The organism is Leptotrichia hongkongensis, from assembly GCF_041538065.1.
Taxonomy (GTDB): domain Bacteria; phylum Fusobacteriota; class Fusobacteriia; order Fusobacteriales; family Leptotrichiaceae; genus Leptotrichia; species Leptotrichia hongkongensis.
The window spans coordinates 1-24,121 of record NZ_JBGORW010000012.1; the positions used below are offsets into that span (position 1 = coordinate 1).

Genomic DNA, 24,121 nt, shown 5'->3' on the forward strand with positions numbered 1-24,121 from the left:
TAAGTATGTAGAGGAAAAAAGTCTGATAGACTAAACTTAAGAGATTCTAAGTTTAATAAGTTTTTTCAAGTTATTGAATTTTTTATCCTAGAAGATAGCTTTTTATTATTTTTATCTTGTTATTTTTCCCTTCAACTAATCCTTTATTGTATTATATTTTTGTATACTACTTATTTTTTTTTCAGTTTGATAATGTTTCTTCTAATTTAATGCACTCCTTTATTTCAGATTTCTTCAGTTCTTATATCAGTTTTCTCAGTTCATTACTGAATACAGTAACATCTTTTATTTCAAATATATTTAAAACTTTGTTCTAAGCCCTTGTTGAAACTTTAATGTCATGAAATATTACATGTTTGTATTTTCTTATCTTTCTAGCTAAGCGAATTACTTTACCTCTGAAAGTTTTCTTCTTATCTTATCTTTTATTTTATTTGAAATTGTGTAATTCCTGTCTATAATTTCTATTAAAGAAGTTATTCTTTTGATATATGTAGTACAGACACATATCTCTTTTTCTATACGAAGTATAATTCTCCTGTTTCCTTAACATAGTTTTCTTATATTAACAGTTCTGTAATTATGTAAATTCAATCCTTGTATTACATGTGTTATAATAATTCAGTTTTATATTATATATCTTGTTTCATATACATGGTAGATATTGTTGGCAAGTAGTTTTTTCTATTTTTGCTCCTTTTATTTTTTTGCACCCGTGTATATTATAGAGCCTGAATAAATAAAAATTTTTTAAAAAAGATTGTGGAAATTTTTGAATCATTATATATTTTGAAATATTTTTCTATAATTTTGAATGAATAGTGATTTATATAAGATTTTAATTTTTGAATGGTAAAATGTCGCAATTAACATTGAAATTTACGATGTAAAAATTTAGTTGTTTGATTATAGGGAAAATGGTATAATTTTATAAATAAAAAATATGTATAGAGGTTGGATTATGTATGATTTTACAGCTTGTATTGTTACATATAATACGAAGCATGATGAATTAAGGAAGATTATTGGGTGTTTTCAAAATATAGGAATTAGATTTAAGTTATGGATTTCTGATAATTCTGAAAAAGATGAATTGAGAGAAGTTATAAAGGGATTCTCAGATGATAGAATTGAGTATATTTTTAATAATTCAAATGATGGATTTGGAGCAGGGCATAATGTTGTAATTAAGAAATTGATTTTGGGAGAAGTAAAGTCGGAATTCCATCTGATGGTGAATGCTGATGTTTTTTTTGAAGAAAATACTATTGAGAAAATTGTAGAATACATGAGAGAGAATAAAGATATTGGACAGATTGGGCCCAAAATATATGGGGTTGATGGAGAAGTGACAAAATCTTGCAGATTGTTTCCATCGCCTATGAATTTAATATTTAGAAGATTTTTACCAATTAAGGTGATTGTTGATAAATTGGATTATGATTATGAAATGAAATGGTATGATTATGAAGAAATAATAGATGTTCCAATTTTATCAGGATGCTTTATTTTTGTTCGTACAGATGTGTTAAAGGAAATTCATGGATTTGACAAAAGATATTTTATGTATATGGAGGATTATGACTTATGTAGACAGATTGGTAAGAAGTATAGGACTGTTTTTTATCCTGAAGCAAAAATAATTCATGAGCATGGGAAGGCATCTTATAAGTCATGGAAAATGATGATGATGCATGTAAAATCGGCTATAAAGTATTTTAATAAGTGGGGATGGTTTTTTGATAAGGAGCGGAAAGAGAAAAATATGGAATGTATGAAAAAGTATAAAAAATAGATTACCACTGAAATGTTGTATTTACTTATTTTACAAAGTAGTTTTGTTTGTAAATCTAATGATATTATGAATTTAGAATATCTTGGGTAATAAAAATTTAGTTATTGTATTATGTTTAATTGGCATTTTTAGGATAATATTAATTGTTATTAATGGGTAAATATTAATTCTGTATCTATTAAATATTTTAGTAGTATTTTAGTTTATTTTTTGATTTATGGTAAAATATTCATAGTTCATAATATATTTTTTTATTAATATTTTTGTAGTAATTAACATTTTATACTAAACCCTGTTTAAATAATGAATTTATTATGAATTTTTTTAATAAAGGATGAAAATCTAGTATTTCAAAATAATTAAAATATAATTTTTTTGCTTTAATAAACTACATAGATGTTAATTACTAGTATAAATCTTTATTGTAAGATAAGGATTTGCAGTAATGAGCAAACCTATGAAAGTAAAAAATAAAAAAGTTGAATGTTTATGAATTAGTTATTGAACAACCTTATTATAAAAATTTATTTTTATTTTTTAACGGAGAATAGTGTTAACAAGAAATTATCATGGTTTTTATATTTTCTAGGATTGTCACAATTATACAATCTACGGAATAAAAAATTAGTTGATTTTATTTGTGAATTAGTATAAAATACTTGAGAGTATGTTATAAAATTGTTTTAAATTTTTACAAATGTAAGTATGATTTATAGATAATTGTAAAAATAATAATATAAAAACTCAATGAATACAAGAATTTCTATGCAAAATATTAAAATTTTACGGTAAAGGTACTGGAGAAAAATTGTAAAAATATTGTAGTTATTAGGGATTTTAAACTTTTATAAATGAAAAAAAGATAATTAAAAAAGGAGAAAAAAGAAGAATGAAAAAAAAGATTTTTTTAAGGGCAATTTTGTTTGTACTGGTTGGAAATATGGTATTTGCAGCAGGTGAGAATAAAAAGATAGATACTTCTCAAAAAATCGAGGTTATTGAAAGTGAAGTGCAACAAAAGATTGGAAATATAGAAGGGAAAGCTGAAGTTGAGGTGAAAAGTTCTAGAAGAAGCAAGTTGAACAGATTTATTTCCAAAGTAACAGGAAAAAGCTGGAAAATGGTTTGGAATGATGAATTTAATGGAAATCAGCTAGATAGTACGAAATGGGCTTATTGGGAAAATGGGAATCCTTGGAATGCGGGGAACTATTTAGATGAAAATGGAAATTTGGTCAATCAATATGGATTTGATGCGAAACATTTTTATTTGAGAGACAATGTTAGAGTTGAAAATGGGAATATGATTATAACACTAAAGAAGGAAACTGATAAAAAAGTTAATATTAATGGTGTAGAAAGACGTATTCTTTATAGTTCAGGTGCGATTCACACAAGAAATCTTTATAATGTGCAGTATGGAAAAATTGAAATGAGAGCGGCTATGCCTGAAGGAATTGGGACTTGGCCTGCGTTTTGGATGTGGCCCGCAGGATATTCTCAAGTGGATGGAAATGCAAATGGTGAAATCGATATAGTAGAAACTTATGGAGATGATATGCGACGTGCGACAGGGACACTTCACGTTCTTAAAAGTGATAATACTTATGAGACATTTGATGGAGATGATTATAAGCTAAGTAAATGGCCTAGGGAAAAATTGACAAACTTTAATACTTATGCGGTGGAATGGGATGATAAAGGAATAAAATGGTTATTTAATAATAAAGTATATAAAAAATTCTCTTACAAGGAACTGGAAAAAAGAGGTTTACAAAATCCATTTAACCAGCCATATTTCATAATGATAAATGTTGCTTTGAGCAAGAAAACTGGAGAAGATGGGGATGTTAATTTTCCGACAGAAATGAAAGTTGATTATGTAAGGGTTTATCAGAAAAAATAATTTATACCAAACCCATTTAAAAATAGGAATAAATTTTTATAATAGGATTGTTTAATAGCTAACTCATAATCATTAAATTAAATCATTTTTTTTATTTTTGTAGGATTGCTCATTGCCGCAAATCCTACAACCTATGGCTAGTCTACGACATTTTTCTGCACTGCCAAAAAACTCGCTATGCTCAGACAGTTTTGCCAGCACAGAAAAATGCTCCGACGGGTTATTTATACTAGAATCTGATTAAAAAATGAAAATTATATTTTAATTATTTGAAAATATTAGGTTTATATACTTTATTAATTAGAAAAGTTTGTAATAATTTCGTTATTTAAACGGAGTTTAGTATTAATTTGATTAGCGTGAATATAGGTGAATTAGACAGGAAGATTTTTGAAAAGAAATTTTTCTGTCTTTTTTGTAAAAGAAAAAAGCTATCTCAATAAGAAATAGCTAATTTTAGATTGTTTTTTATTCAAAATAATTTTTATTTTTATCAAATTTTTGTTGAACTTTATCCTTTTCAGAAATTGTCAGTTCATCGGGATTTATTCCAAATTCTTCAAATTTCCAGTCAATATTTAAAGTTTTGTCGCTCCATAAAAGTCCACTGTCGTATTCTGGAGCATATAAATCTGTACATCTGTAAACAAATTCTGTTTCATCTTCAAGTGTTAGAAATCCATGTGCAAAGCTTTCTGGAACATAGAACATTAATTTGTTTTCAGCAGATAATTTTACTGCATACCATTTTCCAAAAGTTTCACTTTCTTTTCTTAAATCAACTGCCACATCGTAGACGCTTCCTTTTATTACTCGTACTAATTTTCCTTGAGTGTGTTTTGTCTGGAAGTGAAGTCCACGTAAAACGCCTTTTTTAGATTTTGAGTGATTATCTTGGACGAAGTTCATTGTAAGTCCTAATTCCTCAAAGGATTTTTGGTTGTAAGTTTCCATAAAAAATCCTCTTTCATCTCCAAAAACTTTTGGTTCGATTATTACTAAATCTTTTATTGGGGTTTCTTTTATTGTAAAATTATTCATTAATTTGCTCCTTTTTTGTATAAATTTGATTATTTATTTCTGTACATTTCTTCGTAATATTTTTGATAATCTCCTGATACTACTTCGTTTACCCAGTCCTGATGTTCCAAGTACCATTTTACAGTTTTTCTGATACCTGTTTCAAAATCTGTTTCTGGATACCATCCTAAATCCCTTGCAATTTTCGAAGGGTCAATGGCATATCTCATATCGTGTCCAAGTCTATCTTGAACATAAGTAATTAAATCATAATTTATATTTTGCAGGTCAGTTTTTAGAACTTTTTTATATTCGTCATTATTTTCAATTTCTTCTTTTAAAATGTCGATAACCAATTTTACAATATTAATATTTTGTTCTTCGTTAAAACCACCAATATTGTAAATTTCGTAAATATCAGCATTTCTTAAAACTAAGTCGATTCCTTTACAATGATCTTCTACGTAAAGCCAATCCCTTACATTGTCACCTTTTCCGTAAACTGGCAGCTTTTTACCTTCCAGTACATTTTTAATCATAAGTGGAATTAATTTTTCTGGAAAATGGTAAGGTCCATAGTTGTTTGAACATCTTGTAATATTTATTGGCATTTTGTAAGTTTCACCGTAGGCAATTACGATGTGGTCGGCACTCGCTTTGGAAGCTGAATATGGGCTTCTTGGGTCAAGTGAAGTTTTTTCTGTGAAGAAATTTTTTCCGTAAGTTTTTAAATTTGTTCTATTTTTTACAACTTTTTTCACTTCTTCATCGTCAATTACCAAGTCAATCGCTGTGTCATAATCTTTTGAAAGACTTCCGTAAACTTCATCTGTAGAAACTTGTAAATATTTTACGCCTTCTCTGTAAACTGGATATCCATTTTCATCTTTTGAAACCGTCCATGCTTTTTTAGCATTTTCTAGAAGATTTTGAGTACCAAGAATGTTTGTTTCTAAAAATATTTGTGGATTTTCAATAGAACGGTCAACGTGTGATTCGGCTGCAAAGTTTACAACAAAATCAATTTCATTTTCAGAAAAAATTCTCGCAATTTCCTTTTGATCACGAATATCAACTTTTTCAAATTTTACTCTTTCATCTTTAATTTCTTCAGCAATTGTACCTAAATTCCCAGCATAAGTTAGCATGTCTACGACAATTACCTTAATTTCATCATTTTTATATTTATTTAAAATATACTTTAAATAATTGGCACCTATAAAGCCTGCGGCACCTGTCACTAGATATGTTTTCATATTTCCTCCTAATTAATTTACTGTAATTTACAGTTTTTTTATTTATCATCACCAATTAAATTATACAATCTTTTTTGATTTTTTCCAAATAAAAATTGTTATAGTAAAGTCATTTTAAAATTATGATAATTTTATAAAAGTTTATTGATTTTTTTTATTAGTTTTTTTTGGAATATGAATACATTTATTTGTTTTTCTGGGATTGTATATCATAATTCTAGAATAAGATTTTTTTATATTTTTTTTGAAAAAAGTCTTTTCTGGGTGAAGTTTTATATATTTTTCAATTAATTTTAAAATTTTGTAAATTTCAATGAATATTGGAAGAAGAACTATAATAAAAATTAGCAGGTAAGATTTTGAGAAATATGAAAAAATAATGCTTGTCAGATTGTAACCTTTTTTTGAATTTGTGTCAAAGAACAAATTAAATATTATATTTCTCATTAATAGAGTCTGAATTAATGCTATTGGGAACATTATAAGCTTTATTGTTCTTAGGATAGCAAAAACAGATTTTTTTATTGTCTGTATGTTTTTTTCATCTGACATTAGAGAGTTAATAATTTTTTCTTTTTCTTCAAATGGGAAATTGTAATATTCATATTCTATTAGAATAAAAATTATTAAAAATACAAATAAAAATATATTTATTGTCTTTTTTATCTGTAAATTTGTTCCCATTACCCCAAAATCGCTAATTTTCTTACTAGTGTCTCTTAATTCAAAATTATTGTTTAATATTAAAGTTTCACCATTTTCCAGTTTAATTATTTTTCCGTATACTTCTCCTTCGATAGTTTCTTTATTTTTTAGTTTTATTTTTACAATATCCCAGTTAAAGTAGATAATTTTTCCTTTTAACCACATAATTTCATTTTTTTCATTGATAAAAGATAAATTTACCCTGTTGTTATCATCAATCACAGTATCTTTAATATTTATAAATCCCTTTTGAGAATCCTCGTAAGTTATAATTTTTAGGTTTTTGTCTATTTTCCATTTTATTTTGCTGTCTTTGTTTATTATTTCGATGGAACTGTTTTTTAAGTCATCAATAGAATTTATTTCAGCATTTTTTATCAGAATAGATTTTTTATTTAACATTTCCAGCTCATTTTTGTGGGAATTGAGAAAATATCCTATTCCAAGAAATATTATTATTGCAGGAAATATTTTTTTTATATTGAAATTGTAATAATAGGCACTAAAAATTTTCTTTTTTATAATTGTGGTAATTAATATTGAAAAAAGTGATAAGATAATGATGATTATGGCAAAAACATAGATAAAATAATTATATCCCTTTAAATTTAACGATATATTTAAAAAAGAAATATAAAATAAGGTTATAAACAAAATTCTGATAATATAACTATTTGTGTTAATAATTGATATTTTTCCACTTTTTACATCCTGAATCTTTTCTATTTTTTTATTAATTTTATTTTTATTGAATTTTGCTTGCTTCAATTTTTCATTCAGAAGTCTCAACTTTCTATTTAGTTCATTTAACAGTTTTGTATTGTCGTTTAATTCTTTTTTTCGCTTATTTTTATAGTATTTTTTTAGAAATTCTATAATTTCTATTTTACTTTTGAACATTTCTTTCATAATTTTCCTCCTTTACTGCTAAATTTTGTTTTGTTATTATAGCATATATTTTATTATTTTTTTCATATATAAATTATAGAATAGCGAATTGATGAAATTTGTATTATACTCGAACCCATTTAAAATCGAACTGATAGAAATTATATAATTTAGGGTTTGAGTAAAATAGTTATAATTTCTGAGTTTTGTTTTAAACTAGTTTTACTATAGTATTCTTGAAAAAAATTAGATTTATTGCAGAATTTATGGTATTATAAATAATGGCATTTTAATTAGAAAATAAAATTTTTTAAAAAAGGAAACTTGTAGATGACTGGGAGAGAAAAGGAAATAAAAGAGGCTAGAATAAAAGAATTGCTAGCAAAAAGGGAAGAATATTTAAATAATGGCGAAATTGAAAAAGAAATTAATGTTTTAAGAGAATTAAGAATATTGTTCAAGAGAGTTTTTGGACAGGAAAGTGAAGAGAATGCGAAGATTCTGACAGAACTTGGAAATGCGTTAAAGTATGTGGAAAAATTTGAAGAATCTATAAGGCTTTTAACAAAGGCGGAAAAAATAATTTTAAAGAATTATGGAGAGAATAGTCTTGCTTTTGTAACTTGTAATGCTAATATTGCTGAAGTTTATAGAGTTATGAAAAAGTATGAAAAAGTTGAGGAAAGATATCATAAGGCTATAAAAATATATAAAAAAAATAATTTTAGGAATGGATATGTATTTTCAGGGATATGTAATAATTTAGGGCTTTTTTATGAAGAGTGCGAACAGTATCAGGATTCAATAAAATGGCAGAAAAAAAGTTTGGAAATATTAAAAGAGTTGGAGAATAGCGAAATTCAGAAAGCAATTATATTAAGCAATATGGTAAAATCCTACATAAAGCTGAATGAAAAAAAGTTGGCAGAAAATACAATGGAAAAAGCTTTAGAAATATTACAAAATCAAGTTGGAGAAAATAGCAATCTATATTTAAATATTTTGAATAACTTGATAAACGTCTATTTGGAAAATAAAAGCTATAAAAAAACTTTAGCATTGCTAGAAAGATATGAAAAAATTTCTAAGAAAATTTTAGGAATTGAAAATGAAAATTATAAAAATATTTTAGAAAAAATAAAGATTGTAAAAAAAGAGATTGATAAAAATAAAATGGAACAGTATGTTTGGAAAAATAAAGCTGTAAGAAAATTAAAGAATTAGCAATTTAAAACTAAACAGGATAAACTATAAAAAATGGAGTTGAATAAATTATGGATAAATTAGAAGATTTTTTGAAATATTCTGTGCTATTTTCTTATTATGGCGAACTTTTCCCGAAAAAGAAAAGGCAGTATCTGGAACTTTATCTTGAAGAGAACAGTTCTCTTTCAGAAATCGCTGAACAATATGGAGTAACAAGACAGGCAGTTTTTGACAATATAAAAAAAGGAGTTCAAAAACTGGATGAATATGAGAGCAAACTTGGAATATTTGAGAAAGAAAAAGAACTGAAGAGAAAATTGGAACATTTGAGAAAAAATTTTACTATGAAAAATCTAGAAAAAATAATAGAAGACTTTGATTACGCAGAATAATTTTTCAAATGGAAAAACAAAAATAAAAAATAAACTGCTATTGACAAAAGCAAAAGTTGGGGTATAATGTTTATGTAAAGAATATGTAAAATTATAAATTAAGGTTATTACTATTTGGATTAGACAAAACTGAAACGGCGGGAAATGCTTCTAATAAACGTTTTCCACCTTTGGTTTTGCCTTTTTTATTTTCAGATTGTTAATATTTCGCCAAAGAAAAATATTGTAAAAAAATAAGAAATATTCTTGTTTTTGTGGGGTTTTAGTGCTATATTTTTGATGTAAATAAAATTATTAAAAATATTAAATACAAAAGTTTTTTAGGAGGAGGTAGAAATGGGATTTAGAAAAGATTTTTTGTGGGGCGGAGCTACTGCTGCGAATCAGCTTGAAGGAGCATTTGATGTGGATGGGAGAGGGCTTGCCAATGTAGATTTGTCGCCAGTTGGGGAAGACAGGCTTGCTGTGATTACTGGGGAGCGAAAAATGCTGGAATTTGACGATGAGCATTTTTATCCTGCTAAAGGGGCGATTGATTTTTATCATAGATACAAGGAAGATATTGCATTATTTGCAGAAATGGGATTTAAGACTTATAGAATGTCGATAGCATGGACTCGTATTTTCCCAAATGGAGATGAAGAAACTCCAAATGAAAAAGGGCTTGAATTTTATGAAAATGTATTTAAGGAATGTAGAAAATACGGTATTGAGCCATTAGTTACAATAACGCACTTTGATTTTCCAATTCATTTAATCAAGGAATATGGCGGATGGAGAAACAGAAAAGTTATTGATTTTTACAAAAGATTGTGTACTGTAATTTTCACTAGATATAAAGGGCTTGTAAAATACTGGCTTACATTTAATGAAATTAATATTTTATTACACGCACCATTTATGGGAGCAGGAATTGTTTTTGAAGAAGGGGAAAATAAAAATCAGGTTTTATATACTGCGGCACACAACGAATTGGTGGCAAGTGCTTGGGCTACAAAAATTGGACATGAAATTGATCCTGAAAATAAAATTGGATGTATGCTTGCAGCTGGAAAATTTTATCCACTTACTTCAAAACCTGAAGATGTATGGACTGCACTTGAAAAAGACAGAGAAAATTATTTTTTCATAGATGTGCAGGCTCGTGGATATTATCCTAATTATGCTAAGAAATTTTTTGAAAGAGAAAATATAAATATTGGAATTACAAATGAAGATGAGCAAATTTTGAGGGAAAATCCAGTTGATTTTGTTAGTTTTTCTTATTATACAACTCGTTGTATTTCTGCTGAAGCTGATAAACTTGGAGAAGGAAACTTGCTAAAAACAATAAGAAATCCATATATTGAAGTGACAGACTGGGGATGGGGATTAGATCCGTTAGGATTTAGAACAACAATAAACGAAATTTATGACAGATACCAAAAACCGTTGTTTGTTGTGGAAAACGGGCTTGGAGCTGTGGATGTTCCAGATGCGGATGGATATGTGGAAGATGATTATAGAATTGAATATTTGAGAGATCATATAAAGGCAATGAAGGAAGCTGTTGAACTGGATGGAGTAGAACTTCTAGGGTATACAACTTGGGGACCTATCGACTTAGTAAGTGCGGGAACAGGAGAAATGAAAAAACGTTACGGATTTATTTATGTAGATAGAGATAACGATGGAAATGGGACATTGAAGAGAAGCAAGAAAAAATCATTTGACTGGTATAAAAAAGTTATTGCAAGTAATGGAGAAGATTTGGATTAGCATTTGAAATTATTTATTGAAGAAATTAGTAAAAAATAAGGGGATTTTTAAAATAGCGAATCCCCTTTGCTTTTATGTCAAACTTTTTAAAATGAAATTGAGAAACTTAAATAAAATGCGAATTATAGAAAAAATAAAAATGTAATAATAAATCCTTCTGAAAATAGGAATAAATTTTTATAATAACTATTTCATAATTATTCAACTTTTTTCTTTTTTATTTTCGTAGGATTGCTCATTGCCGCAAATCCTTACCTTGCAATAAAGATTCATCCTAATAATTAAAAATTATGGCAAGATTGCTACGCAATAACCTATGGCTACTCTACGGCATTTCTCTGCACTGACAAAAAACTCGCTATGCTCAAACAGTTTTGCCAGCACAGAAAAACGCTCCGACGGATTAGTATTAAAATGAAATTGAGAAATTTAAATAATATCAGAATTTTATAAAAAATAAAAATACAAAGGGAGAATTGGTATGAGTATATTTTATTGGAATAATAGATTTAGCAAGATAAGAGTCTTTTCAGGAGCACAATTAAAATATATCGCTTTTTTATCAATGTTGATAGATCATGTGAATAAGGCTTTGATGTATCCTTTGCTAACAGAAAATGGATTTTTAAGATATGTGAGTGATGTATTTGATATTTTGGGAAGAGTTGCATTTCCGCTTTTTATGTTTTTTCTTGTGGAAGGCTTTTTTAAAACAGGAAATAGATTCAAATATCTTTTAAATTTGATTGTTTTTGGAATTATTTCTGAAATCCCATTTGACTTGTTCCAGTCAGCAGTACTTTTTCAGCCAAATTCAAATAACGTAATGTTTACATTGGCTTTAGCATTAGTTATGATTTGGGTTATTGATGAATTGAAAGTGCCAAAATCATATATAATTCCCTCAGTATTATGGTTTCCTGTTTCAATAATAATTGTTATAACAACTTGCCTGTTGTCGATGATTTGGGGATTGGACTATGAATATCACGGAATTTTGATTGCATATTTTTTCTATATATTTCGTAATAATCCAATATTATCAATTATAGGAGGATATCTTTCGATTGTTAAGACTCCATGGGCTTTGCTAGGATTTGGATTGACACTTACTTATAATGGGAAGAGAGGAAAACAGAATAAAATTTTGAATTATTTGTTTTATCCTGTACATTTATTAATTTTAGGGCTATTGAGACTATGTTTTAAAATAGGAATTTAGAATAGAGTTTGCGTGAAGGAACGATAATTAGCATGGCTCTGTTTGGGCCTTTACTTGGAATATTTATGCCAAGAATTGAAAAACTCTACGAAAAATGGGATTTAGTTGATGGAAAAAGTCAGATTGAGAAGGAAATAGAAGGATTGGAATAAAAGATAAATTTTATAAAAAATATTGAAGGAGATTAGTTATGAAAATAAATCATGTAGCAATTTATGTAAAAGATTTGGAAAAAACAAAGGAATTTTATGAGAAATATTTTGAAGCAAGGGCAAATGAAAAATATCATAATAAAAATACTGGATTACAGACTTATTTCCTAACTTTTCCTGATAGTGAAGCAAGGCTTGAAATAATGTCACGTCCTGAACTTTCGGAAAGAAATGATAAAATAATGAATGAAGGCTTTATTCATCTTGCTTTTAGCGTTGGAAACAAAGAGAATGTCGATAAATTGACAAAAAGACTTGTAAATGATGGATTTAGATGTTTAAGTGGGCCTAGGACGACTGGAGACGGATATTATGAGAGCGTTATTGAGGATTGTGAAGGGAATTTAATTGAAATAACAGAATGATAAAATATTTGTTTGCAAATTGAGAAAAAAGATTTGGGGAGTATAATTACTAAAAAGATACATAAAAATTTTCATATATTGAGGAGTGGTAATTATGTTTAAAAAATTAGAAAAAAATGGATTTTATTATGGATTTCCAGTATTACTGATGACTACAAAGGATAAAGAAACAGGCAAAAGCAATGTAACTCCGTTATCATCTTCATTTGTACTTGGAAAATCAATAGTTGTGGGAATAGGATTTGGAAATAAAGGATTTAAGAATATTGAAGCTGGATCGGACGTAACTTTTAATGTTCCAGATGAAAACTTATACGAAAGTGTGAAAAATATTGAAAAATTTACAGGCGATACAGAAATATCAGAAGTAAAGCAAAATCTTGGATATACATACTGTGAAGATAAGTTTAAGATTGCAGGATTTACTGAACTAGCTGGTAAAATGGTAAATTCTGTGAGAATAAAGGAGTGTCCAATTCACATAGAGGCAAAAGTTACAGATATTCAAAAAAAAGACTGGTTTGCCATAGTAACCTGTGAAATACAGGGAATTTTTGTTGATGAAAAAATAATGAAGGATGATTCTCACATCGATACAAAGAAATGGAAACCATTAATTTATAAATTTAGGGAATATACCTCAACAGGCGATAGATTGGGATTGAATTTTAATTTTCAGGAAGTTTAGAAAAGAGTTTGGTAGAGTAATTTTTTAGTAAACATAGATTATAAAATATATTGCGACAAACTAAAAAAATACTTTGGTCATAATTGATTGAAGTATTTTTTTATAGCTAAGAAAAATGATTTAGGGAATAAAAAGAAAGTATGATAAAATTAGAATAGAAACGAAAAATATAGATAAATTGGGAAGATAAGAAAAAGAAAAAAAGCTAGTAGGAATGATTTATGATGCTAATTATTATAAAGAACTTTTGAAAGAAAGAATGAAAGCGAAAGAGTTATGTCATGAATATAATTATTCGTTAAAGTCGTCAGAAATAGAAAAACAAAATGAAATTTTAAAATAAAAAAAAGTAAATAATCTTAAAGATTTACCGCTACTATCGAGTTTATCAATAGCAGTGACGATATTAATTGGATTGTTATCAAACAAACTAAAATTGCATAAAATATAGGTTATTTAGTTTTTGTAATATCACAACTTTTTAATTATATTTTAATAAAAAATATTTTAAAAAGGTATTGACTACGTGTAAAAAATGTAGTATACTAATAATGTGATAAGGGAAATCACTGATTGATTATTTTATATGAAGAAAACCTTAAATAATTTACATAATGAAGAGGTTTTTACGTTATTCAACGTAAATAATTTTAAGGAGGTTTAGCAATGAGTGCTAAAGATGTCTGTAAAATAATCGAGAAAATCGGTGGAGAACTAGTAAGAACAAGAGGAAGCCATAGACAATATAGGCTATTAAATGGGAATTTAGTAACAGTACCTTATCCAAAAAAAGATATTCCGTTAGGAACTTTGAGAAGTATTGAAAGACAATCAGGGATTAAATTCTAATCCCTTGTCTATACTTCTTGTCTTTGCAAAATTTTTAGTCTTAGACTAATTTTTTTTCTCACAAAAATATAATACGTATTTAATGCGGATAAGGAGCAAAAAATGTTAAAAAGAGATGTGATGTATCCAGCGATAGTAACAAAAGAAGATGAAGTGTACTATGTTGGACTTGTAGATTTTGATAGGTTAGAAGACGGGAATATAAATTATTATGCAACATATTCCGAAGATTTAGAGAAAGTGAGTGCAGCGATTAGAGAAAGTTTAGCATTGTATTTGGCGGATTTGTTAGATATGAAAAAAGAATTTCCAGAACCATCAAAACTAGAAGATATAAAATTGAAAAAAAATCAGTTTATCCAAGTGATTTCGGTAGATCCTGTTTATGAAGCAGCCAAAGTAACAAATGTATTGAAAAAGAAAACAGTAAATATACCAGCTTGGTTAGATATAGTGGCTCAAGAGAAAAAAATCAATTTTTCACAATTATTACAAAAAGCATTAAAAAAAGAATTGGGAATCGAGTAGTGTACTTAAATTGGATTCATAGTTTAATGTTAATTAATAAAGTTTTAGAAATACTCGAATAATTTTAATATTGTACATTTTTTCAATTTTTAATTATTTGAGTATATTTAATATAAATTTTAGAAAGTGGGTAAAATATGAAAGTAACAAAGATTGATGGTTTATCTCATAAAAAATTTGAAGATGAAGGAAAACTTGTAAAATTTAGAGATAATAAAAATATAAATGAAATGAAGGAAAGACTAGAGAAATTAAAGGAATTAAAATTAGATAATTATATAAAAAATCCTGAAAATGTAAAAAATGAAGATAAAGAGGCAGAGAAAGAAACTAAAATCAGAAGAACTAATTTAAAAAAATATTTTTCAGAAATAATTTTAAGAGAAAAAGATAAGAAATACCTCCTAGTAAAAACTAAAAAATTTAAAAATATTAATCAAGAAATGGATTATTATGATATAAAAAAGAAAGAAAATCAGCAAGAAATTTTTGATGTATTAAAAGAAATTTTAGAATTAGAAATCAAAGAAAATCAAGAAGAAAATATAGATTTTGATTCAGAAAAATTAAAAGAAGCGTTTGAAAAAGACTTTATTAAAAAAGTATCGAAAATAGAAGCAGTAAAAAAATCGTTAGAAATAAATAGAGCTAATTATAAAAAAGATTTTGTTGAAATAGGAAATGATAAATATGAGAATGTAAAAGGTGAAAATAAAAGAAGCCGTGTTTATGAATATTATAAAAAATCTGAAACTCATGAAAAATTTAGAAAAAATATAACAGAAGCATTTGAAAAATTATATACTGAAGAAAATATAAAAGAATTATATTCAAAGATAGAAGAAGTTTTAAAAAAAACACATTTAAAATCAATTGTACGAGAATTTTATCAAAATGAAATAATTGGAGAGAGTGAATTTTCTGAAAAAGGTGAGGATGGAATATCAATTTTATATAATCAGATAATAAGATCAAATGAAAAAAAAGAAAAATTTGTTAAATTTTTAGAAAATATAGAAAATTTACAATTAAAAGAATTAACAAAATCACAAATTTTTTATAAATATTTTTTAGAAAATGAAGAATTAGATGATGAGAATATAAAAAATGTATTTTGCTATTTTGTAGAAATAGAAGTAAATGATTTATTAAAGGGAAATGTTTATAGAGTAAGCAAAATTTATGAAAATAAAATAAAAAATACTTTTGAATATAATAAACTAAAAAAATTAGTTATAAATAAGCTTGAAAATAAATTAAATAATTATGTTAGAAATTGTGGGAAATATAATTATCATATGGAAAATGGGGATATAGCAACGAGCGATATTAATATGAGAAATAGACAGACAGAAGCCTTTTTGAGAAGTATTATAGGTGTTTCATCATTTGGATATTTCTCACTAAGAAATATTCTTGGAGTTAATGATGATGATTTTTATGAAATAGAAGAAGATTTAACTGAAAAGAAAAATAATTTGTTAGAAAATGCAAAAAAAGACATCACAAATAAAAATTTCTTTAAAGAAGTTGTAGATAAAAGTTTTGAAAAAAAAGGAATTTATAGCATAAAAGAAAATTTGAAAATGTTTTACGGAGATAGTTTTGATGATGCCGATGAAGATGAATTAAAGCAATTTTTTGTAAATATGCTAAATGCAATAACAAGTATCAGGCATAAAGTAGTTCATTATAATATGAATACGAATTCTGAAAATATATTTAATTTTTCTGATATTGAAGTTTCAAGGCTATTAAAGAATATTTTTGAAAAAGAAACAGACAAAAGAGAATTGAAACTTAAAATATTTAGACAATTAAATAGTGCTGGTGTTTTTGATTACTGGGAAAGTTGGAAAATAAAAAAATATTTAGAAAATATAGAATTTAAATTTGTGAATAAGAATATTCCTTTTGTTCCATCTTTTACAAAATTATATAATAGAATAGATAATTTAAAAGGAAGCAATGCTTTAAATTTAGGATACATTAACATTCCAAAAAGAAAAGAAGCTAGAGATTCACAAATTTATTTATTAAAAAATATTTATTATGGGGAATTTGTTGAAAAATTTGTTAATAATAATGATAATTTTGAAAAATTATTTAGAGAAATTATTGAAATAAATAAAAATGCTGGAAGAAATAAACAAACAAATTTCTATAAATTAGAAAAATTTGAAGCATTAAAAGAAAATACTCCGACAGAATATCTTGAAAAATTACAAAGTTTGCATCAGATTAATTATGATAGAGAAAAAATAGAAGAAGATAAGGATATATATGTTGATTTTGTGCAAAAGATATTTTTAAAAGGATTTATTAATTATTTGCAAGAGTCAGATTCATTAAAATCGTTAAATTTATTGAATTTAAAAAAAGATGAAGCAATAGCTAATAAAAAAAGTTTTTATGCTGAAAAATTAAAATTATGGCAAAATAATGGAAGTAATTTATCTAAAATGCCAGAAGAAATATATGATTATATAAAAAAAATTAAAATAACTAAAATAAACTATAGTGATAGAATGAGTATTTTTTACTTGCTTTTAAAACTTATTGATCATAGAGAATTAACTAATTTAAGAGGAAATCTTGAAAAATATGAGAGTATAAATAAAAATGAAATTTATTCAGAAGAATTAAACATAGTTAATTTAGTAAGTTTGGATAATAATAAAGTGAGAGCTAATTTTAATTTGAAGCCTGAAGATATAGGAAAATTTTTAAAAACTGAAACTTCGATAAAAAATATTAATCAATTAAATAATTTTAGTGAAATATTTGCTGATGGAGAAAATGTTATAAAACATAGATCTTTTTACAATATTAAAAAATATGGTATTTTAGATTTACTTGAAAAAATTGTGGCTAAAGCTGATTTAAAAATTACAAAAGAAGAAATAAAAGAATATAAAACTTTACAAAAAGAATTAGAAAAAAATGATTTTTATAAAATTCAGGAAAATATTCATAGAAAATATAATCAAAAACCAAATTGGATTTCAAGAATTGAAAATAAAAAAGATTTTAATGATTATAAAAAAGCTATTGAAAATATACAAAATTATACTCAATTAAAAAATAAGATTGAATTTAATGATTTGAATTTATTACAAAGTTTGTTATTTAGAATACTGCATAGACTTGCGGGTTATACTTCGCTTTGGGAAAGAGATTTACAATTTAAATTAAAAGGGGAATTTCCTGAAGATAAGTATATTGATGAAATATTTAATTCTGATAGAAATAATAATCAAAAGTATAAAAGCGGTGGAATAGCGTATAAATATGTTGATTTTTTAATTGAAAAAGAAGAAGGGAAAAGAGCTGGTAAAAATAAAGTTAAAAAAAGATCGGAAAAAGAAGGAAGTTTCATAATAAGAAATTATATAGCTCACTTTAATTATATTCCTGCTGCAGAAAAATCTATTTTAGAAATGCTGGAAGAATTGAGAGAGTTGCTAAAATACGATAGAAAGCTAAAAAATGCGGTTATGAAATCTGTAAAGGATATTTTTAAAGAATATGGATTTATTCTAGAATTTGAAATATCTCATGAAAGTAATAGTAAAAAAATAAAAGTGTTAGATGTAAAATCAGAAAAAATAAAACATTTAAAAAATAATGGATTAGTAACAACAAGAAACTCTGAAGATTTATGCAATCTTGTAAAAGTGATGTTAGAATATAAAAAATCTTAAAAATAAAAGGAGACTGATTATGTCTAGTGTTGTTCATATTACAAATGCAAATGAATTATCAATTTCAAACAATCAGCTTGTTATGTCAAATATTGAGATAGAGAATAATAAGCAAGTTAATAAAATTTCATTAAAAGATATATTGGCAATAATAATTGAAAACTGTAGATGTAAAATTACTGGAATATTGCAATTAAGATTAAGTGAGAAAAATATTCCATTAATAATATGTAATGAAAAGCATCAACCAGTACTTCATTCATTAGGTTTGTATAATCATTTTCAAGTAACGATGAGAATAAATGAGCAAGTAAATTGGTTAGACATAAAAAAAGATGAAATTTGGGAAAAAATAGTAATTCAAAAAATTAAGAATCAAAGAAATTTATTACAATTTTTGGAGAAATCAGAAAATACGATATCAAAACTAAAAATGTATGAAGAAAATATTTCTAAAGAAAAAAAAGAAGCAGAACATCAGGAAGCAATTGCGGCGAGAATGTATTTTCAGGAACTCTTTGGAAAAAATTTTAAAAGGTTTAATGATGATGGCATAAATTCGGCTTTAAATTATGGTTATGCACTTTTAAGAAGTCTAATTTCTTCAAAAATTGTTGCCAAAGGTTTTCATCCTAGTTTAGGTATTCATCATAAATCACAATTTAATAACTATAATTTTGCAGATGATATTATTGAAATATTTAGACCGATGGTAGATTATGTTGTTTATTTTAATCAAAAAGAAGAAGCTGAGTTAAGTAAAGAATTGAGACAAAATCTATTATTAATATTAACTCAAAAAGTGTATTGGAAAAATAAAAAATATGAGTTGTCACAGGTAATTGATTATTTTTTAGATAATATCAGAAATTATTTTATTGATGAAAATACAAAAATTGAAATACCAGAACTAAGGATTGATGATTATGAGTATTAATTATGTGGGTTTATTGATGTATGATTTTCCTATGAAAACGGGAGAAGAAAGAAAAGAATATACAACTTTTAGAAAAGAGATAATAAAAAGAGGCTACTATCAAATACAAAAATCAGTTTACATTGTAAGCACAAGTACAAAAGAAAAATTAAATGTTATTGAAAAACAATTATCAATGCTAGTTCCCTCAAATTCATCTGTTAGAACTTTAACATTAACAGACGATCAATTTAATAAGATGAAAATTTTATCAGGAGAGTTAGCTTTTGGAGAAAAAATATTAAAAAAGCAAAATCGTATCTTAGAGTATTGATTTTTGGTAAATTTGTGATAGAATATAAATAGAGGGTTCTCTATATCGACAAATATCCCATTCAATATTCGGATGGGATATAGATAACCCCAAAAACGAAGGGGTCTAAAACCTGTCACCAAATTCTTTAACTTTCCCAATATTGATATAGATAACCCCAAAAACGAAGGGGTCTAAAACAAATAATGGTGTCAAATGGTCGTTATGTTGTTGATATAGATAACCCCAAAAACGAAGGGGTCTAAAACTCCTGAAAATACACCTATACCAGCACCTTATGGATATAGATAACCCCAAAAACGAAGGGGTCTAAAACCTCTGTACCACTTGCTAAAGTAGTTTTACTATGATATAGATAACCCCAAAAACGAAGGGGTCTAAAACCTTCTTTATTCATTTTATTCTCCTTATAATATGATATAGATAACCCCAAAAACGAAGGGGTCTAAAACCATAATAAATCAACTCCTTGTCGAAAAAACTGATATAGATAACCCCAAAAACGAAGGGATCTAAAACCTAAATTTGGCTTGTATTAAAGATATTTTTTGTACAGGTAATTAATGCTAAGTTAAAACAGAAATTATATTTTATGTTAGTTGCTAACAAGGAGTCTTGTCTCCCTTGTTAAAAAACCATAACTAATCTACTATTCAAATGGGAAATAGTACAAAAATTAAAATGTATAATATTTTGAAAAAAATTTAAAAAAAGTATTGACTACGTATCAAATACGTGGTATACTAAGTTTGTAAATCAAAAAGAACAAATTAAATAAATTATGGAGGTACCAATATGTTAAAATTAGTATTAGGTGGATTAGCTTTAGTTGGAGCTGTAAAAGAGTTTGTGGAATATTTGGAAGAATTATAGAAATCAGAATTTTATTAGGGTAAAACCTAATAAAAAATTTTCTAAAAAACACTCAATACGTATTAAAAACGTATTGAGAGAAAGGAGGTTTAGAAATGGGAGATATAAATATAGATATTGATGTAGACTTTAACTTTTAAAAAAGTTTGTGAATAAAAAAAATGAAGAAAGTTTTATCAATTCCTTCATTTTTATAAAATATACTCAAACCTATTTAAAATTAAATCACTAAAAATTATATTTTAGGGTTTGAGTAAAATAATCATAACTTTTTATTTTGGTTTTAAAGCAGTTTTAATATATTTAAGAATGGAGATATTTATGGGCGTGTTAGATAGATTGTTAGAAGATGTAAATATTACAAAAGGAATCGTAACAGATACCGTGGATAAATATTAATCAAAATAAAAAATTTAAAAAAAGGTATTGACTACGGATTGAATACGTGTTATACTTAGTTTGTAAGTTATTAAGAAATAAAAACAAATAAAATTATGGAGGTACTAATATGTTAGGATTATTATTAGGTGGCTTATCAGTAGTAGGAGCTGTAGTAGAGTATTTGGAAGAATTATAGAAATCAGAATTTTATTAGGGTAAAACCTAATAAAAAATTTTCTTAAAAACACTTAATACGTGTTAAAAACGTATTGAGGGGAAGGAGGTTTAAAAATGGGAGATATAAATATAGATATTGATGTAAATTTTAACTTTTAAATAAGTTTATTGCTGAAAAATTTATGAAATTTTAGATAATCGTTGTTGTAAAAGACGGCGGTTATTTTTTTGTATTGTTATGAGGACTTACCTTTTTCACAATCAAACTATGGAAAGAGGTGCTAAGTTATGATTAACAGGACTTTCTAGTATTTATTATTCTAGTTGTGTATTTCTAGTTTAGTAAGATTAAATAGAAGCTGTTAATTCGTTCTTGAATATTTCAGCCTCACAGATTTTAATGTACCTGTGGAGTTTTTATATTGTAGTAAAAAAAGAATTTGGGAAATAAAAGAGAAGTGTGTTAAAATAAGAATAGAAAGATATGTGGCTGGGAAAGGAGTGTTTACAGAAATGAAAAATTATAAAGAATTAGAAAAAATATTATTTTCAATGGATGGGAAAAGTTATTCGGCATATAAGTCGCTTAAAGGGGAATATAGGTTTGAAAAGTATGTTCTTGCGATTGATCACATGCAGTCGGATCCTTATGCTCCGCCTTCAAAAATGAGAATTATAATGGATAGGAAAATTTGCGGAATTCCTTATGAGTTGACGGATACGAAGGATAAGAATATTGCAGTTTCGGATTTTCTTACGAGAAATTTTTACAGGGAAATTCAGAAAAGTGGAAATGACAGTACAGGAACTGGGGGAAGTGGAAGAATTTTTATTGACAGGTGCGGACAGGAAATTTTGGAAAGAACTTCGGTTATGATAAAGGGAGATAAAGTTGAAGTGAGGTTTGAAATGGGGATGCCTGCGAGAGGCAGACGGATAATGGGAAAAGCCGCACAGAAAATTATTTTTGAGCAGTTGCCTGAAATTGTGGAAAAATCCATTGTTTATGATAATTTGAATAAAAAAGCGTTAAATGAGCAGGTAATTCTAGTGATGGATCAGGAATATGCGAGAAAAATGTTGAAGGAAAAAGGGCTTGTTGCATTTGTGGCTAATGATTCTGTGCTTCCACGTGAAAGTGGAGTTTCGGATAGACCTATGAAAAATGCAGTTAAGTTTAAAAGTCCAGAAAAATTTGAGATTACATTAAAGCTTCCAAGTGGGAAAGAAATAAGCGGAATGGGAATTCCCAAAGGAATTACGCTAATTGTGGGTGGAGGTTATCACGGTAAATCCACGTTGCTTGCGGCACTTGAAAGAGGGGTTTACAATCACATTGCTCAAGATGGGCGTGAATTTATAATTTCTGAATTGGATGCGGTAAAAATACGTGCAGAAGATGGAAGAAATGTGGAAAAGGTGAATATAAGCGGATTTATTAATAACTTGCCACAAAATAAAGATACAAGGGCTTTTTCTACTGAAAATGCTAGTGGAAGTACCTCGCAGGCGGCAAATGTGGCAGAAGCACTGGAATATGGGACTTCTTTACTTCTAATAGATGAGGATACTTCGGCTACTAATTTTATGATTCGTGACGGAAGAATGCAAAAACTTGTAGTAAAGGAGAAAGAGCCGATAACACCGTTTATTGACAGGGTAAAGGAACTTTATGACGATTTTGGAGTTTCTACGATATTGATTGTCGGCGGCTCTGGAGATTATTTTGATGTGGCAAATCATGTTATAATGATGGATGAATATGTGCCAAAAGATGTAACGGAAAAAGCAAAAGAGATTGCAAAATTAGATGAAAACAAGCGAGAATTTTCTTCAAATGATAAATTTCAAGGAGTTACACAGCGTATTCCACTCAAAAAAAGTTTTTCACAATCTGGAAAACTGGATAAAACCAAAGCCAAAGGGAAATACAGCATTCTATATGGAAAAGAATTAATCGACATTTCCGGGCTGGAGCAGCTTGTGGATGACAGCCAGACAAACTGCATTGCTGTAATGGTTGACTATTTTAAAAATAAGGTGCTAGATGAAAAATTGACACTTTCGCAAGCGGCTGACAGGATTTATGAAAAGATTGAAAAGGACGGGCTTGATTCAATTTCTTCGTACACAGGGCATCCAGGAAATTTGGCATTGCCTAGAAAGCAGGAATTTTGTGGGGCGGTGAATAGGTATAGGAAGTTGAAAATAAAATAATCTTTTTATAAAGCAAGGGAAATCAATCGCCATTTCCCTTTATTTCGCAATAAAAGTTATTTTAACAAATTTAAATAATGGCATATTAAAGATAATGGCGAAAGTGCTACGCACTAACCCTGGCTCGTCTAAGTATTTTTTTGAAATATTCCCAAATTTTATTTGGGGAAGTAGTCTAAATATTTATTTTTTGGATAAACCTGAATTACTACGAAAACGAAACTCGCTAACGCTCACTTTCGCAAATAAAGACTATAACAACTCCATAAAACATATTTACTATAAAGGTTCTAGCGAAAGAAACACATAAATGTGTTTAGTCGTTTTCATTCCAAAAAAATCACGACATTCTATATTAAATTATAAAGATTATCATATTTAAGTTTTAAGCTTTTACATTTTAAAAATACTAAATAAGCAAAATTTTGTTAAAGGAAAAATAACTAAATACGAATGTATTTCTTTCGCCATAATTTTTATAAAACTAAAACTTATTTATGTAAAAATAACTCTTATTTGCGAAAGTGAGCGTAGTTTTACGAAGCGAGTTTTATTTTTTCTTTATAAGAAAGTTTTGCGTAAGCGGGGTTGTAAGGGCATGGCGTCTGATGCCCTTACGTTACAAAAAAATTGAATAATAAAATATAAAAAACTATTAAATTATAATACTTATAAATAAAATTATAAAAGTCTTTAAGATGGATACTTAATGATAAAATTTAATTAAAG

19 protein-coding genes, 1 pseudogene and 1 CRISPR repeat array are annotated in these 24,121 nt (G+C 26.8%); of the genes and pseudogenes, 15 read left to right on the forward strand and 5 right to left on the reverse strand.

The window, feature by feature from the left end; translation table 11 throughout:
- Nucleotides 1–961 precede the first annotated feature (961 nt).
- Nucleotides 962–1,795 carry a glycosyltransferase family 2 protein gene (locus tag ACEG17_RS08860; protein WP_372583428.1) on the forward strand — a complete coding sequence of 278 codons (834 nt, stop codon included), beginning with the start codon at nucleotides 962–964 and terminating at the stop codon, nucleotides 1,793–1,795.
- Between the two features lie 889 nt (nucleotides 1,796–2,684).
- Nucleotides 2,685–3,701 carry a glycoside hydrolase family 16 protein gene (locus ACEG17_RS08865; protein WP_372583429.1) on the forward strand — a complete coding sequence of 339 codons (1,017 nt, stop codon included), beginning with the start codon at nucleotides 2,685–2,687 and terminating at the stop codon, nucleotides 3,699–3,701.
- A gap of 72 nt (nucleotides 3,702–3,773) precedes the next feature.
- Here ACEG17_RS08865 and ACEG17_RS08870 read toward each other — a convergent pair whose 3' ends face one another.
- The 4 genes from ACEG17_RS08870 to ACEG17_RS08885 all read right to left on the reverse strand — a co-directional run bounded on the left by ACEG17_RS08870 (nucleotide 3,774) and on the right by ACEG17_RS08885 (nucleotide 7,591).
- Complete coding sequence (locus ACEG17_RS08870) at nucleotides 3,774–3,902, reverse strand: hypothetical protein (RefSeq protein WP_372583430.1); 129 nt, start codon at nucleotides 3,900–3,902, stop codon at nucleotides 3,774–3,776.
- Between the two features lie 267 nt (nucleotides 3,903–4,169).
- Nucleotides 4,170–4,742 (reverse strand): dTDP-4-dehydrorhamnose 3,5-epimerase, encoded by a 573-nt coding sequence (gene rfbC / locus ACEG17_RS08875; RefSeq protein ID WP_372583431.1) that lies wholly within the window; start codon nucleotides 4,740–4,742, stop codon nucleotides 4,170–4,172.
- 29 nt (nucleotides 4,743–4,771) lie between these two features.
- Nucleotides 4,772–5,977: a dTDP-glucose 4,6-dehydratase gene (locus ACEG17_RS08880; protein WP_299574049.1), complete on the reverse strand. Its 1,206-nt coding sequence runs from the start codon at nucleotides 5,975–5,977 to the stop codon at nucleotides 4,772–4,774.
- 141 nt (nucleotides 5,978–6,118) lie between these two features.
- Nucleotides 6,119–7,591, reverse strand: coding sequence for a hypothetical protein (locus tag ACEG17_RS08885; protein ID WP_372583432.1), 1,473 nt, complete (start codon nucleotides 7,589–7,591; stop codon nucleotides 6,119–6,121).
- 309 nt (nucleotides 7,592–7,900) lie between these two features.
- Here ACEG17_RS08885 and ACEG17_RS08890 point away from each other — a divergent pair, with 309 nt between their 5' ends.
- The 3 genes from ACEG17_RS08890 (at nucleotide 7,901) to ACEG17_RS08900 (ending at nucleotide 10,926) form a co-directional block, all read left to right on the forward strand.
- Nucleotides 7,901–8,794 carry a tetratricopeptide repeat protein gene (locus ACEG17_RS08890; protein WP_372583433.1) on the forward strand — a complete coding sequence of 298 codons (894 nt, stop codon included), beginning with the start codon at nucleotides 7,901–7,903 and terminating at the stop codon, nucleotides 8,792–8,794.
- A 50-nt stretch (nucleotides 8,795–8,844) separates the two neighbouring features.
- Nucleotides 8,845–9,168 carry a YlxM family DNA-binding protein gene (gene ylxM / locus ACEG17_RS08895; protein WP_314114574.1) on the forward strand — a complete coding sequence of 108 codons (324 nt, stop codon included), beginning with the start codon at nucleotides 8,845–8,847 and terminating at the stop codon, nucleotides 9,166–9,168.
- A gap of 336 nt (nucleotides 9,169–9,504) precedes the next feature.
- Complete coding sequence (locus ACEG17_RS08900) at nucleotides 9,505–10,926, forward strand: 6-phospho-beta-glucosidase (RefSeq protein ID WP_372583434.1); 1,422 nt, start codon at nucleotides 9,505–9,507, stop codon at nucleotides 10,924–10,926.
- Between the two features lie 201 nt (nucleotides 10,927–11,127).
- Here the strand turns inward: ACEG17_RS08900 and ACEG17_RS08905 are convergent.
- Nucleotides 11,128–11,310: pseudogene (locus ACEG17_RS08905) on the reverse strand (hypothetical protein).
- Between the two features lie 97 nt (nucleotides 11,311–11,407).
- Between ACEG17_RS08905 and ACEG17_RS08910 the strand changes: the two are divergent.
- The 10 genes from ACEG17_RS08910 (at nucleotide 11,408) to ACEG17_RS08955 (ending at nucleotide 23,392) form a co-directional block, all read left to right on the forward strand.
- A complete protein-coding gene (locus tag ACEG17_RS08910; RefSeq protein WP_372583435.1) occupies nucleotides 11,408–12,148 on the forward strand; it encodes a TraX family protein in 741 nt (246 codons plus the stop codon).
- Nucleotides 12,149–12,338: 190 nt separating this feature from the next.
- Complete coding sequence (locus tag ACEG17_RS08915) at nucleotides 12,339–12,725, forward strand: VOC family protein (RefSeq protein ID WP_372583436.1); 387 nt, start codon at nucleotides 12,339–12,341, stop codon at nucleotides 12,723–12,725.
- Nucleotides 12,726–12,819: 94 nt separating this feature from the next.
- Nucleotides 12,820–13,413 carry a flavin reductase family protein gene (locus tag ACEG17_RS08920; protein ID WP_372583437.1) on the forward strand — a complete coding sequence of 198 codons (594 nt, stop codon included), beginning with the start codon at nucleotides 12,820–12,822 and terminating at the stop codon, nucleotides 13,411–13,413.
- 214 nt (nucleotides 13,414–13,627) lie between these two features.
- Entirely contained in the window at nucleotides 13,628–13,756 is a 129-nt protein-coding gene (locus tag ACEG17_RS08925) for a maltose acetyltransferase domain-containing protein (protein WP_372583438.1), read from the forward strand.
- A gap of 323 nt (nucleotides 13,757–14,079) precedes the next feature.
- A complete protein-coding gene (locus tag ACEG17_RS08930; RefSeq protein WP_372583439.1) occupies nucleotides 14,080–14,262 on the forward strand; it encodes a type II toxin-antitoxin system HicA family toxin in 183 nt (60 codons plus the stop codon).
- Nucleotides 14,263–14,364: 102 nt separating this feature from the next.
- Complete coding sequence (locus ACEG17_RS08935) at nucleotides 14,365–14,790, forward strand: antitoxin HicB (protein WP_372583440.1); 426 nt, start codon at nucleotides 14,365–14,367, stop codon at nucleotides 14,788–14,790.
- Between the two features lie 137 nt (nucleotides 14,791–14,927).
- A complete protein-coding gene (gene cas13a / locus ACEG17_RS08940) occupies nucleotides 14,928–18,494 on the forward strand; it encodes a type VI-A CRISPR-associated RNA-guided ribonuclease Cas13a (RefSeq protein WP_372583441.1) in 3,567 nt (1,188 codons plus the stop codon).
- Between the two features lie 19 nt (nucleotides 18,495–18,513).
- On the forward strand, nucleotides 18,514–19,431 hold the full coding sequence (gene cas1, locus ACEG17_RS08945; protein ID WP_372583442.1) for a type II CRISPR-associated endonuclease Cas1: 918 nt from the start codon (nucleotides 18,514–18,516) through the stop codon (nucleotides 19,429–19,431).
- A complete protein-coding gene (gene cas2, locus ACEG17_RS08950) occupies nucleotides 19,421–19,744 on the forward strand; it encodes a CRISPR-associated endonuclease Cas2 (RefSeq protein ID WP_372583443.1) in 324 nt (107 codons plus the stop codon). The genes cas1 and cas2 overlap by 11 nt, the downstream gene beginning before the upstream one ends.
- A gap of 76 nt (nucleotides 19,745–19,820) precedes the next feature.
- Nucleotides 19,821–20,263: direct repeats of the CRISPR family, unit length 36 nt; unit sequence GATATAGATAACCCCAAAAACGAAGGGGTCTAAAAC.
- Between the two features lie 1,425 nt (nucleotides 20,264–21,688).
- On the forward strand, nucleotides 21,689–23,392 hold the full coding sequence (locus ACEG17_RS08955) for an ABC-ATPase domain-containing protein (protein ID WP_372583444.1): 1,704 nt from the start codon (nucleotides 21,689–21,691) through the stop codon (nucleotides 23,390–23,392).
- Nucleotides 23,393–24,121 lie beyond the last annotated feature (729 nt).

Excerpts from the sequence above, each read along its gene's own strand:
- cas13a (WP_372583441.1), top strand. The coding sequence starts at position 14,928 with ATGAAAGTAACAAAGATTGATGGTTTATCTCATAAAAAATTTGAAGAT.
- cas1 (WP_372583442.1), top strand. The coding sequence starts at position 18,514 with ATGTCTAGTGTTGTTCATATTACAAATGCAAATGAATTATCAATTTCA.
- ACEG17_RS08955 (WP_372583444.1), top strand. The coding sequence starts at position 21,689 with ATGAAAAATTATAAAGAATTAGAAAAAATATTATTTTCAATGGATGGG.
- cas2 (WP_372583443.1), top strand. The coding sequence starts at position 19,421 with ATGAGTATTAATTATGTGGGTTTATTGATGTATGATTTTCCTATGAAA.
- ylxM (WP_314114574.1), top strand. The coding sequence starts at position 8,845 with ATGGATAAATTAGAAGATTTTTTGAAATATTCTGTGCTATTTTCTTAT.
- ACEG17_RS08920 (WP_372583437.1), top strand. The coding sequence starts at position 12,820 with ATGTTTAAAAAATTAGAAAAAAATGGATTTTATTATGGATTTCCAGTA.
- rfbC (WP_372583431.1), bottom strand. The coding sequence starts at position 4,742 with ATGAATAATTTTACAATAAAAGAAACCCCAATAAAAGATTTAGTAATA.
- ACEG17_RS08930 (WP_372583439.1), top strand. The coding sequence starts at position 14,080 with ATGAGTGCTAAAGATGTCTGTAAAATAATCGAGAAAATCGGTGGAGAA.
- ACEG17_RS08925 (WP_372583438.1), top strand. The coding sequence starts at position 13,628 with ATGATTTATGATGCTAATTATTATAAAGAACTTTTGAAAGAAAGAATG.
- ACEG17_RS08910 (WP_372583435.1), top strand. The coding sequence starts at position 11,408 with ATGAGTATATTTTATTGGAATAATAGATTTAGCAAGATAAGAGTCTTT.
- ACEG17_RS08860 (WP_372583428.1), top strand. The coding sequence starts at position 962 with ATGTATGATTTTACAGCTTGTATTGTTACATATAATACGAAGCATGAT.
- ACEG17_RS08880 (WP_299574049.1), bottom strand. The coding sequence starts at position 5,977 with ATGAAAACATATCTAGTGACAGGTGCCGCAGGCTTTATAGGTGCCAAT.
- ACEG17_RS08865 (WP_372583429.1), top strand. The coding sequence starts at position 2,685 with ATGAAAAAAAAGATTTTTTTAAGGGCAATTTTGTTTGTACTGGTTGGA.
- ACEG17_RS08935 (WP_372583440.1), top strand. The coding sequence starts at position 14,365 with ATGTTAAAAAGAGATGTGATGTATCCAGCGATAGTAACAAAAGAAGAT.
- ACEG17_RS08900 (WP_372583434.1), top strand. The coding sequence starts at position 9,505 with ATGGGATTTAGAAAAGATTTTTTGTGGGGCGGAGCTACTGCTGCGAAT.
- ACEG17_RS08885 (WP_372583432.1), bottom strand. The coding sequence starts at position 7,591 with ATGAAAGAAATGTTCAAAAGTAAAATAGAAATTATAGAATTTCTAAAA.
- ACEG17_RS08890 (WP_372583433.1), top strand. The coding sequence starts at position 7,901 with ATGACTGGGAGAGAAAAGGAAATAAAAGAGGCTAGAATAAAAGAATTG.
- ACEG17_RS08915 (WP_372583436.1), top strand. The coding sequence starts at position 12,339 with ATGAAAATAAATCATGTAGCAATTTATGTAAAAGATTTGGAAAAAACA.